Source organism: Streptacidiphilus sp. P02-A3a (genome assembly GCF_014084105.1).
In the GTDB taxonomy this organism is placed as follows: domain Bacteria; phylum Actinomycetota; class Actinomycetes; order Streptomycetales; family Streptomycetaceae; genus Streptacidiphilus.
In genome coordinates, this window is sequence record NZ_CP048289.1 from 6,539,696 (window position 1) to 6,550,787 (window position 11,092).

The window sequence follows — 11,092 nt, forward strand, 5'->3', positions numbered from 1 at the left end:
CCGTACCCCGTCGTCTCCGTAGCTCGTCGTCTCCGTACCCCGTCGGCCGGGTCGGCCGCCCCACAGTCCCGGAGGTCCCCGTGCACCGTTCCCACCACCCGGGGGCCACCGACGCGGTCGTGGTCGGAACGGGCCCCAACGGCCTGGCCGCCGCGGTCACCCTGGCCCGGGCCGGACTGCGGGTCGAACTCTTCGAGGCCCGCGACACGATCGGCGGGGGCCTGCGCACCGAGGCCCTCTTCGACAGCGACGTCCACCACGACCTGTGCGCGGCGGTGCACCCGCTGGCCCCGGTCTCGCCGTTCTTCCGCGCGTTCGACCTCGCCGCGCGCGGCGTGGAACTGCTCAGCCCGCCGGTCAGCTACGGGCATCCGCTGCCGGACGGGCGGGTCGGCCTGGCCCACCGCGACCTCGACGCCACCTGTGCCTCGCTCGGCCGGGACGGCCCGCACTGGCGGCGGCTGATGCGCCCGCTGCTGGACCACAGCGACGCCGTCGTCCGGCTGATCATGCACGGCGGCCGCGCCCTGCCACGCGACCTGGCCACTCCGCTGCTGCTGGCCCGTGGCGCGCTCGCCCACGGAACGCCCCTGGCCACCCACCAGTTCGCCGAGGAGCCGGCCCGCGCGCTGCTGGCCGGCGTGGCCGCGCACGCGGTGGGCCCGCTGCCGAGCCTGCCCGGCGCCGCCGTGGCGCTGCTGCTCGGACACCTCGCGCACGGCCCCGGCTGGCCGGTGCCGCGCGGCGGAAGCGCCGCGATCGCCCAGGCCCTGGCTGCGGAGATCACCGCGCGGGGCGGCCGGTCGCACACCGGCTGCCGCGTCGACGACCTGCGCGAACTCCCCCCGGCCCGGGTCGTGTTGCTGGACCTCGGCCCGAAGGAGTTCCTGCGGATCGGCGGGGCCCGGCTGCCCCCGCGCTATGCGCGCGCGCTCGGCCGCTACCGCTACGCACCGGCCGCCGCGAAGGTCGACTTCCTGGTGTCCGAGCCGATCCCGTGGCCGGACCAGGAGCTGCGGTCGGCGGCCACCGTGCACCTGGGGGGCACCCAGCGCGAGGTCCACCGCCAGGAGTCCGCCACCGCCCGGGGGGACGTCGGCGGCGCGCCGTTCGTCCTGGTCGTGGACCCCGCCGTGGCCGACCCCGGCCGGGCCCGGCCGGGGCGACGCCCGGTGTGGGCCTACGCCCACGTACCCAACGGCGACGGGACCGACCCGGTGGAGCGGGTCACGGCCCGGATCGAGGAGTTCGCCCCCGGCTTCCGCGACACGGTCCTGGCCGCCCGGGGCATCAGCGCGCGGGCGTACGAGGCGTACAACCCCAACTACGTCGGGGGCGACATCGGCGCGGGCGCCATGACGCTCCGGCAGTCGCTGCTGCGCCCCACGCCCCGGCTCGATCCGTACCCCACCCCGCTGCCCGGGGTCTACCTGTGCTCGGCGGCGACACCCCCCGGACCGGGGGTGCACGGCATGTCGGGCCACCTCGCCGCGCTCAGCGCGCTCCGCCGGGAGTTCGGCCTGAGGACCGTGCCGGAGCTGGGGCCGGTACCGCCGCTCGGGTAGCAGGCGCGGCCGGGAGCGCCGGTCCTCGCAGCAGGGTCTCGGCCTCCAGCCGCAGGTCGGCGCTGCCCGGGCCGGAGCCCGGCGCCGGGGCGGGCCCGGCGGTGGCGCCGTCGGCGGCGGTGCGCAGCACGAGTTGGGCGTCGTGGATCTCGATGATCCGGCGGTAGAGCGCGAAGTGGGCGTAGAGCGGCGGCAGCCAGGCGCGCCAGCGCGACGGGGTGCGCAGCGCGATCTGCGGCAGCTGGCGGTGCAGCGTCTGCCACAGCGGGCCCAGCGCCCGGTACCGGCGGTAGTCGGCGAGCCAGCCGCTCACGGCCCGGGTCACCGGGCTCCAGAGGCTGACCGTGGCGCCGAGGACCGCGACGCTGACGCAGGCCAGGCCGAGGACCGCGGAGACCGGGTCCTCCCCGCCCTGCTGGATGCCGCCGCGCAGCACGTCGACCACGTCGTCGGTCCCCCAGGCCGCCCAGGCCGTCCCCACCAGGACGCTGACCCGCAGCAGCGTCACCCCCCGCCGCAGCAGTCCGTCATCGAGTTCGCGGGCGCACCGGCGCAGTGCGGCGGCCAGCACCGCCAGGCAGCAGCAGGTGTACAGCATCACCGTGAGGTCGTACCCGGCGAGCAGCAGCCGGTGGGCGTCGCCGGTGGCGGTCTCGGCGCCGTGGAGTTCGCCGGTGCGCGCGCACAGGAACAGCAGCACCGCCACCGGGAGGACCAGTCGCCCGAGCGGTGGCCGGACCAGCGCGGCGACGGCTCGGGGCCATCCGCTCCGGGTGCGTCCGGCGGCCGGGACGTGGTCGGCGAGCAGCAGCAGCGAGCCGGCCGCGGTGAGCCGCAGCAGGTCGCCGATGAGCACCGGCGCGTTGGGGAACGGGCCGCGGCGGCCGATCAGCGCGATCGACTCCGGTGCGGCCACGACCATGGCCGCCGCCTGCGTCAGCGCGAACGTGGTGCCGTGCCGTACCGCCGGGATCACGCCGTCGTGCCTGACCAGGACGAGCCGGGAGAGGCCGAGCACGCCGACCATCAGCGCGGAGAGGTAGACGAGGGCGTCACTCACGCCTTCGGCTCCCGCGTTCCCCGACTCCGACTCCGACTCCGACTCCGACTCCGAGCAGGGAGCGCAACGCGGGGTGCCGGGTGTCGCGGACGGACGGCAGCGCGGCGTCCTGGTCGACCCGGCACTGGATGAGCGTGGCCAGCAGCTCCGCCTCCCGCTCCTGCGGCTCGGAGTAGCCGCTCCGGCCGAGGACCCGGCTCACCAGTTCCTGGGGCAGCCGCGGCAGCAGGGCCGCGAACGGGGCATCGCCCGGGGCGTCCTCGGCCGCCGGGCGGCGGTGGTGTTCGCAGAGCAGGTGGGCGATCTCGTGCAGCAGGATGTGCTGCTGGTGCATGGGCGAGGTGTCGGCCGCGTAGAGGATGTAGTCGACCTCGTCGGTGGCCGCGAGCAGCCCGCAGGGTCCGTTCGGGCGCGCCGGTATCGGGAGGACCGTGATCGGGCGCCCCCGGTCGGCCGCCAGCAGCTGGATGAACCGCTGGAGTTCGAAGGGCCGCGGCAGGGGCAGGGCACCGGCGGCATGTCGACAACGGGCGGTGAGCCGACGGTACTCCCTGTTCGCTCGCACGAACGCCACCTCCCGGCCGACCGATACCGAGTCCGACAGCGACGGGTCACTCCGTGGAGTCCCGCGGAGTCCCACCGCGCTGCGCCTCGCGCCGCCCGATTATGTCGATCAGGTCGCTGACAGTGTCAAGGGCCTCCGGTGAGAGCGCGACCGCCCGCAGCGCCACACTCCGCACACCGGCGTCCCGCAGGGCCCCGAGCAGCTCCAACTGGTCGGCGATCTCGGCTGCTTGGCCGTCGTCGAAGAAGTAGGCCGCGGGCACCTGGAAGAAGGCGGCCAGCGCCTCCAGGTGACGCTTGGTGGGGTTATCCCGGCGTCCCGTGCGCAACTGCCACAGGTACGTCGTGGAGAAGCTCTCACCACTGGCGTCACGGCAGGCCCGGGCGACCTCCTCGTTGCTGAAGGGTTCCCGGTTGGCCCGGCGGACGACCTCGAACAACCGGTCGATCTTCCGTGCCAGGGACGACACCTGCGGCTCCGCTTCCTGCATGGCACCTCTCCCCGCAAGCCGTCACATTGCGGGGACACAGCGTACCTCAACCGCGCCGACCCGGAACGTCATTCCGCCAGGCCATAGTTGACGGACAGTCAGCTGCGGCCGGGACAGCGTTCACTCTCACTCATTGCAATGACTGGCCTCATTCCGTTGCGTTGAATTTCAAGCCGTTGCAACACTTTCTACGCTCTGACCTGTAGCTATACATCAGCAGCGCAATGAAGACGTTGCCATGAACTGGAAAGCAACGTAGCGTTTCTGTTGTCGGAAACAACGAGCAGCGAACCCCGGAGAGCATCATGCAGAAGTTCCAGACCCCCGCCGCGATCCGCACCGTGCTGGACGTCGCCGCCGGGCGGATCCAGGTCATCGCCGCCGACCGGGCGGACACCACGGTCGAGGTCCGGCCCGCCGACCCGGCCAGGAGCCGCGACGTGAGGGCGGCCGAGCGGACCACGGTCGAGTTCACCGACGGTGTGCTGCGGATCCGCACCGCCGAGCCCGGGAACCAGTACTTCGGCCCCTCCGGCGCGCTGGAGGTCACCGTCCAACTGCCCGCCGGATCCCGGGTCGAGGCCAGGAGCGCCACCGCCGAGTTCCGCGGCGTCGGCCGCCTGGGCGACGTCCTGGTCGAGGGCGCCTACCGCCAGATCAAGATCGACGAGACCGCCGCGTTGCAACTGACCGCGGTCGACGGCAGCGTCGAGGTCGGCCGCCTGGGCGGCCCCGCCCGGATCACCACCGCCCGCGGCGACATCCGGATCACCGAGGCCACCCACGGCACCGTCGTACTGAAGACCCAGAGCGGCGACGTGACCATCGGCGCCGCCCCCGGCACCTCCGCCTCCCTGGACGCCGGAACCGGCCACGGCCGGATCCACAACGCCCTGATGAACACCGAGGGCGCCAACCCCGCCCTGGCCATCCACGCCACCACCGGCCACGGCGACATCACCGCCCGCAGCCTGTGACCGGGCAGCCCCCGCCCTCGGCGAGGCGGGCACCCCCTAAACTCCGAGGCGTCCGTGCGATCCCGCTCCATCCCCGGACTTCGAGGAGCCCGACCGGAGGAACCGAGCATGAACACCGTGGCCTACGCGATCCGCCGGGTCGCCTCCGAGGAGTGGCGCGAGCTGCGCGAGCTGCGGCTGAACGCGCTGCGGGAGGCGCCGACCGCCTTCAGTACCCGCTACGCCGACGCGGCGGCCGAGGACGACTCCGTGTGGCGGCGGCGCGCCGCGCACGAGGCCGAGTCGCCGACCGCCGCGACCTTCGTCGCCACCACCGAGGACGGCCACTGGGTGGGCATGACCGGCGCCGGTCCGCTGGAGCTGCTCCCCGGCTACGCGCACGTGCACGGTGTCTACGTGGCGGCGGCCCATCGCGGCGGCCGGGCCGGGCTCGCGCGACGGCTGATGGCCGCCGGGATCGACTGGGCGCGCACCAGGACCGACGCCGCCTGGCTCACCCTGGGCGTGCACGAGGACAACGAGCACGCCCGGGGCTTCTACCGGCGGATCGGCTTCAGCGACACCGGCAAGGTCGTCCCCTACGCCCTGGACCCGGCGCAGCAGGTGCACATCATGGGGTACGACGCGTTCCGCTGGGGCCGGTCCTAGGGCCCCAGCGGCCGGACCGGGCCCGCGGCGGGAAGCCGTTGTCCGGTGGAGGGTCGGCATCAACCGATCGGTTGATGCCGACCCTCCACCGGACGCCCGCCGGGGTCTGGCCGGTCGGGCGATCCGCCGCCCCCTCCGCCGATTCGATACTGGCGTGGCAGGTCGGCGAAGGGCGTCGGCCGCTAGCCGCGAACAGCGGGCGGGGAGTCGGGAAATGGCGTCGGTGCCGGTCATCGAAGTGGAGCGGCTGCAGAAGCGGTACGGGGACCGGACGGTCGTGGCCGACGTGTCGTTCTCCGTCGACGAGGGCGAGATCTTCGGCATCCTGGGACCCAACGGGGCCGGCAAGACCACCACCGTCGAGTGCGTCAGCGGGCTGCGCGAGGCCGACGGCGGTCGGATCCGGGTGCTCGGGCTCGACCCGGTCAAGGACCGCGCCGGGGTCGTCGCCGACCTCGGCGTGCAGCTCCAGCACAGCGAACTGCCGCCCAACCTGCGGGTGGGCGAGGCGCTGCGGCTGTTCAGCTCCTTCTACGAGCGCCCCGCCGACTGGCGCGAACTGCTGGAGGTGCTGGGCCTCGGGCCGCAGGTCGGGACCCGCTTCGGCAAGCTGTCCGGCGGGCAGCAGCAGCGGCTCTCGATCGCCCTGGCGCTGATCGGCAACCCCCGGGTGGCGATCCTCGACGAGCTCACCACCGGCCTCGACCCGGCCGCGCGGCGCGACACCTGGGAGCTGATCGAGTCGGTGCGCGACCGCGGCGTGACGATCCTGCTGGTCACCCACTTCATGGCGGAGGCCGAGCGGCTCTGCGACCGGGTGGCGGTGATCGACAGCGGACGCGTGAGCGCGCTGGGCACCCCCGGCGAACTGACCGCGCGGCTGGACGTCCGGCAGCGGATCCGGTTCACGCCCTCCGCCCCCGTCGACGACGGGCTGCTCAGCGACCTGCCCGAGGTCGAGTCGGTGAGTCGGCGCGGTGAGGAGGTGCTGGTCATCGGGGGCGGTGACGCCCTGGGCGCCGTCGTCGCCCACCTCGCCCGGCAGGGCGTGATCGCGCACCGGCTGCGGGTCGAACAGCCCAGCCTGGACGACGCGTTCCTCGCCATCACCGAACACCAGGAAAGCTGAGGGGACCCGATGACCACCGCCGTACTTCCCGCGCCCGCCCGCCGCGGCAGCCCGTTCTGGCTGCTGGCGCGGACCGAGGGCCTGCTCTTCCTCCGCTCGGCCGGATCGGTGCTGTGGACCGCGCTGCTGCCGGTCGTCGCCGTGGTCGTGCTCGGCATCGTGCCCGGCACCCGGCACCCCAGCCGCTCCTTCGGCGGCCAGAGTCCGCTGGAGGTCTACATCCCGATCCTGATGATGTACGTCTTCCTGATGGCGGCGGTGAACATGCTCCCCGCCGTGCTCACCGGCTACCGGGAGCGCGGCGTGCTGCGACGGCTGTCCACCACCCCGGTGCCGCCCGGTCGCCTGCTCGGCGCGCAGGCACTGATCTACCTGGGGCTCGGCGTCGTCGTCGACGCCGTCATCCTGGTGATCGGGACCGCCTTCGGCGCGCGGGCACCGCACCAGTTCGCCGGGTTCGTGCTCTCGCTGCTGCTGGTCGCCGCCGCCACCATGGGCATCGGCATGCTGATCACCGCCGTCGCGCCGAACGAGAAGATCGCCAACGCGATCGGCCTGGCCACCTTCTTCCCGCTGATGTTCTTCGCCGGGCTGTGGATCCCCAGGGCCAGCATGGACTCGGTACTGCGCACCATCAGCGACTACAGTCCGCTGGGGGCCGGGGTGCGGGCGCTCCAGGCGTGCACCGACGGGCACTGGCCGCCGGCCGCCGCGCTGCTGGTCCTGGCAGGATATGCGATCGTCTGTGGTGCGGCGGCGGCGCGGCTGTTCCGCTGGGAGTAGCGCCGGGGCCGGGAGCGGATCGACAGGGGGAGCACCGATGGAAGCCGCCGTGGGGCAGCACGGAGTGAACGCGGACGCCGCGCCCGATTCGTGGCAGTCCCGATCCGACCGGATGGCACGACTGCTGCTGCTGCCGATCCTGGCCGTGGCCACGCTGCTGGCCGTGCTCGCGGGACCGGGCAGTGCGCACCCCTGGTCCGCCGCGGTCGGCGGCCGGACGGGGACGACCGTGATCGTGCTGGCCGCCGCCTGGTCGCTGGGGCTGAGCCGCTACCCGGTCACCGGCGTGCGGACGGCCGTCCGCACCCTGGTCTTCGGCGTGCACGCGGCGCTGGCCGGGGTACTCGTCTGGGCGAACCCCTGGTACGGGGTGTTCGCGATCAGCGGCTACTTCTTCGCCGACGAACTGCCGCCCGGTCGCCGCCGGGCCGGATTCGCCCTGATCGCCGTGGTCCTGGCGGGCTCGCAGACCGGCGGCTACCCGGACGCCTGGAACACGCACACCCTGGTCTTCCTGCTGATGGCGGGCTTCAACCTGACCATGGTGCTGCTGATGGTGGGCCTCACCAACCGGGTGATGACCCAGAACACCGAGCGGGGCCGGATGGTCGAACAACTGGGCGAGGCCAACCGCCGGTTGCAGGCCTCGATGGCCGAGAACGCCGGACTGCACGCCCAACTCATGGTCCAGGCGAAGGAGGCGGGCATCGTGGAGGAGCGCCAGCGGCTGGCGGGCGAGATCCACGACACCCTCGCCCAGGGGCTGACCGGCATCGTCGCGCAGCTGGAAGCGGCCCGGCAGGCGCGCCACGACGAGGCGGAGTGGAGCCGCCACCTCGACCTCGCCGCCGGCCTGGCCCGGTCCAACCTCACCGAGGCCCGCCGCTCGGTGCGGGCCCTGCGGCCGGAGCAGTTGGAGCAGGCGACGCTGCCGGAGGCCATCGGCGCGCTCGCCCGCGGCTGGTCCGAGCACTCGGCGGTACCGGCCGAGGTGGAGACCACCGGGCTGCCCGTCCCGGCCGGTCCCGACCTGGAGGCGGCGCTGTTCCGGGTGGCCCAGGAGGCGCTGTCGAACATCGGCAAGCACGCCCGGGCGTCGAAGGTGCACCTGACCCTCACCTATCTCGACGACACGCTGCTGCTCGACGTCGCCGACGACGGCGTCGGCTTCACCCCCGCCGCCGGTGCCGGTACCGGCGGCAACGGCGGCGGCTTCGGCCTCGCCGGGATGCGCCGCCGACTCGCGCGGTTCTCCGGGACGCTGAACCTGGAGTCCGCCCCCGGCGACGGCACCATCGTCAACGCCGCGGTGCCGCTCCGGGCAGCCCCGGCGGCCTCCCCCTCCCCCTCCCCCTTTCCCGTGCGGACCCCGGTGCGCACCGAGCCGACCGGAGCGACCCGATGAGCCCGATCCGACTGCTGATCGTGGACGACCACCCGGTCATGCGCGACGGCCTGCGCGGGGTCTTCGCCGGTGACGCCGGATTCGAGGTCGTCGGCGAGGCGGGGGACGGCGCGGAGGCGGTCCGGCAGGCCCAGCGCACCGACATCCGCGTCGACGTGGTCCTGATGGACCTGCGGATGCCCGGCACCGGCGGGGTGGAGGCCATCCTGCGGCTGCGCGAACTGAACCATCCGGCCAGGATCCTGGTGCTGACCACCTTCGACGCCGACCGCGACGTGCTGCCCGCCATCGAGGCCGGGGCCACCGGCTACCTGCTCAAGGACGCCCCGCGGGAGGAGCTGATCCGGGCGGTACGGGCGGCCCACGCCGGGCAGCCGGTGCTCTCCCCCTCCGTCGCCGGAACCCTGATGGGACGCCTCGGGGTGCGCGAACCGGGCACCCTGAGCCCCCGCGAACTGGACGTGCTCCGGCTGGTCGCCGCCGGCGCCACCAACCAGGCCGTCGCCCGCGAACTGCACGTCAGCGAGGCCACCATCAAGACCCACCTGACGCACCTCTACACCAAGCTCGGAGTCCGCGACCGCGCGGCGGCCGTGGCCGCGGCCTACGAGCGCGGACTCCTCGGGCGGAACTGACCGTCACCCACTGCCCTGAGCCCGCCGACCCGGCGGCGGGCCGGTCAGCGCCGTGCCGCGACGTCGGCGGTGAGGTAGCCGTTCTTCGCCGCCAGGTAGCGGCTGTACCACTGCCCCGCGACGTCGTCGGCCTCGTGAGCCGGACGGCACATGATGACTGTTCATCGTCATATTCATACCAGCGGACGGCGCGGTTTGATCCGGACCGTCCAGGAGAGACGAAGCCTGAGCACCACCCGTCCATACCGGCCAGCCGGAGTCGTTCACGTAATGGCGTGAAATGTACGCGACACTCCGGCCATACCCGCTTTTTGACCTCAGAACTTGAAGGCATATCCTTCCAAAGTTGCCCATAGCATTCAGGTCCGGTATGGACGCCGGACACCGGGAGAGTCGTCGTGACCAGCACAGCCAACTCCGTGTCCGCATCGTCGCCCCAAGCATCGAGCTCGGGCGACGGCCTCGCACACGTCATCTTCATCACCGCCGCCGCGGCCATGGGCGGCTTCCTCTTCGGCTACGACAGCTCCGTGATCAACGGAGCCACCGGCGCGATCCAGAGCAAGTACGGCATCGGATCGGCCGAACTCGCCCAGGTCGTGGCGATCGCGCTGATCGGCTGCGCCATCGGCGCGGCCACCGCGGGCCGGATAGCCGACCGGATCGGCCGGATCCGGGTCATGCAGATCGCCGCCGTCCTGTTCACCATCAGCGCCGTCGGCTCGGCACTCTCCTTCGCCGTGTGGGACCTCGCCCTGTGGCGGGTCCTCGGCGGCTTCGGCATCGGCATGGCCTCGGTCATCGGCCCGGCCTACATCGCCGAGGTCGCGCCGCCCGCCTACCGCGGCCGGCTCGCCTCCTTCCAGCAGGCCGCGATCGTCATCGGCATCGCCCTCTCCCAACTCGTCAACTGGGGCATCCTCAACGCCGCGGGCGGCAAGGACCGGGGCCACCTGCTCGGGCTGGAGGCCTGGCAGGTCATGCTCGGCGTGATGGTGATCCCGGCGATGATCTACGGGCTGCTCTCCTTCGTCATCCCCGAGTCCCCGCGGTTCCTGATCTCGGCCGGACGGATCGAGCGGGCCAAGGCCGTCATCGCCGAGGTCGAGCCCTCCGTGCCCGACCTGGACGCCAGGGTCGCCGAGATCCAGGCGGGCATGCACTCGGAGCAGAAGTCCACGTTCAAGGACCTGTTCGGCGGGCGCGTCGGTTTCAAGCCCATCGTCTGGGTCGGCATCGGCCTGGCCGTCTTCCAGCAGCTGGTCGGCATCAACGTCGCCTTCTACTACTCCAACACGCTGTGGCAGTCGGTCGGCATCGACCCGAGCTCGTCCTTCCTGTACTCGTTCACCACCTCCATCGTGAACATCATCGGCACCGTGGTCGCGATGATCATGGTGGACCGCATCGGACGCCGGGCGCTGATCCTGATCGGCTCCTGCGGCATGACCGTGGCCCTGGGCTTCGAGGCCTGGGCCTTCGCCGCCAAGACCGGCACCACGCTGCCGCACGCGCAGGGCATGGTGGCGCTGATCGCCGCCCACGTCTTCGTGTTCTTCTTCGCCATGTCCTGGGGCGTCGTGGTCTGGGTCATGCTCGGCGAGATGTTCCCGAACCGGCTGCGCGCCGCGGCCCTGGGCGTCGGCGCCGCCGCCAACTGGATCGCCAACTGGGCCATCACCGCGAGCTTCCCCAGCCTCGCCGCCTGGAACCTCACCACGACCTACGCCATCTACACGGTCTTCGCGGCGCTCTCGATCCCCTTCGTGCTCAAGTGCGTGAAGGAGACCAAGGGCACCCGCCTGGAGGACAACGTCGGCTGAACCCCGGCCGCG

11 protein-coding genes are annotated in these 11,092 nt (G+C 72.8%); 8 read left to right on the forward strand and 3 right to left on the reverse strand.

Annotated elements, in window-relative coordinates:
- Nucleotides 1-80: 80 nt before the first annotated feature.
- Nucleotides 81-1,565: an NAD(P)/FAD-dependent oxidoreductase gene (locus GXP74_RS27810; RefSeq protein ID WP_182453985.1), complete on the forward strand. Its 1,485-nt coding sequence runs from the start codon at nt 81-83 to the stop codon at nt 1,563-1,565.
- Here the strand turns inward: GXP74_RS27810 and GXP74_RS27815 are convergent.
- The 3 genes from GXP74_RS27815 to GXP74_RS27825 are packed head-to-tail and all read right to left on the reverse strand — an operon-like array spanning nt 1,495 to nt 3,680.
- Nucleotides 1,495-2,625 (reverse strand): MAB_1171c family putative transporter, encoded by a 1,131-nt coding sequence (locus GXP74_RS27815; protein ID WP_182453986.1) that lies wholly within the window; start codon nt 2,623-2,625, stop codon nt 1,495-1,497. The genes GXP74_RS27810 and GXP74_RS27815 overlap by 71 nt on opposite strands.
- Nucleotides 2,618-3,190 carry a ParH-like protein gene (locus tag GXP74_RS27820; protein ID WP_182453987.1) on the reverse strand — a complete coding sequence of 191 codons (573 nt, stop codon included), beginning with the start codon at nt 3,188-3,190 and terminating at the stop codon, nt 2,618-2,620. Before GXP74_RS27820 ends, GXP74_RS27815 begins: the two co-directional genes overlap by 8 nt.
- A gap of 46 nt (nt 3,191-3,236) precedes the next feature.
- Nucleotides 3,237-3,680, reverse strand: coding sequence for an XRE family transcriptional regulator (locus GXP74_RS27825; RefSeq protein WP_182453988.1), 444 nt, complete (start codon nt 3,678-3,680; stop codon nt 3,237-3,239).
- 305 nt (nt 3,681-3,985) lie between these two features.
- Here GXP74_RS27825 and GXP74_RS27830 point away from each other — a divergent pair, with 305 nt between their 5' ends.
- The 7 genes from GXP74_RS27830 (at nt 3,986) to GXP74_RS27860 (ending at nt 11,080) form a co-directional block, all read left to right on the forward strand.
- Nucleotides 3,986-4,657, forward strand: a complete 672-nt coding sequence (locus GXP74_RS27830; protein ID WP_182453989.1) for a DUF4097 family beta strand repeat-containing protein — start codon at nt 3,986-3,988, stop codon at nt 4,655-4,657.
- A 108-nt stretch (nt 4,658-4,765) separates the two neighbouring features.
- Nucleotides 4,766-5,305: a GNAT family N-acetyltransferase gene (locus tag GXP74_RS27835; protein WP_182453990.1), complete on the forward strand. Its 540-nt coding sequence runs from the start codon at nt 4,766-4,768 to the stop codon at nt 5,303-5,305.
- 214 nt (nt 5,306-5,519) lie between these two features.
- Nucleotides 5,520-6,434, forward strand: a complete 915-nt coding sequence (locus GXP74_RS27840) for an ATP-binding cassette domain-containing protein (protein WP_370468465.1) — start codon at nt 5,520-5,522, stop codon at nt 6,432-6,434.
- Between the two features lie 9 nt (nt 6,435-6,443).
- A complete protein-coding gene (locus tag GXP74_RS27845; RefSeq protein WP_182453991.1) occupies nt 6,444-7,217 on the forward strand; it encodes an ABC transporter permease in 774 nt (257 codons plus the stop codon).
- A 37-nt stretch (nt 7,218-7,254) separates the two neighbouring features.
- Nucleotides 7,255-8,622: a sensor histidine kinase gene (locus tag GXP74_RS41000; RefSeq protein ID WP_225448241.1), complete on the forward strand. Its 1,368-nt coding sequence runs from the start codon at nt 7,255-7,257 to the stop codon at nt 8,620-8,622.
- Nucleotides 8,619-9,257, forward strand: a complete 639-nt coding sequence (locus GXP74_RS27855) for a response regulator transcription factor (RefSeq protein ID WP_182453992.1) — start codon at nt 8,619-8,621, stop codon at nt 9,255-9,257. The genes GXP74_RS41000 and GXP74_RS27855 overlap by 4 nt, the downstream gene beginning before the upstream one ends.
- A gap of 398 nt (nt 9,258-9,655) precedes the next feature.
- Complete coding sequence (locus GXP74_RS27860) at nt 9,656-11,080, forward strand: sugar porter family MFS transporter (RefSeq protein ID WP_370468466.1); 1,425 nt, start codon at nt 9,656-9,658, stop codon at nt 11,078-11,080.
- The last annotated feature ends 12 nt before the right edge of the window (nt 11,081-11,092 follow it).

Bases quoted from the DNA above. Each gene is read 5' to 3' on its own strand.
- GXP74_RS27840 (WP_370468465.1), top strand. From the start codon at position 5,520: ATGGCGTCGGTGCCGGTCATCGAAGTGGAGCGGCTGCAGAAGCGGTAC.
- GXP74_RS27825 (WP_182453988.1), bottom strand. From the start codon at position 3,680: ATGCAGGAAGCGGAGCCGCAGGTGTCGTCCCTGGCACGGAAGATCGAC.
- GXP74_RS27835 (WP_182453990.1), top strand. From the start codon at position 4,766: ATGAACACCGTGGCCTACGCGATCCGCCGGGTCGCCTCCGAGGAGTGG.
- GXP74_RS41000 (WP_225448241.1), top strand. From the start codon at position 7,255: ATGGAAGCCGCCGTGGGGCAGCACGGAGTGAACGCGGACGCCGCGCCC.
- GXP74_RS27855 (WP_182453992.1), top strand. From the start codon at position 8,619: ATGAGCCCGATCCGACTGCTGATCGTGGACGACCACCCGGTCATGCGC.
- GXP74_RS27830 (WP_182453989.1), top strand. From the start codon at position 3,986: ATGCAGAAGTTCCAGACCCCCGCCGCGATCCGCACCGTGCTGGACGTC.
- GXP74_RS27845 (WP_182453991.1), top strand. From the start codon at position 6,444: ATGACCACCGCCGTACTTCCCGCGCCCGCCCGCCGCGGCAGCCCGTTC.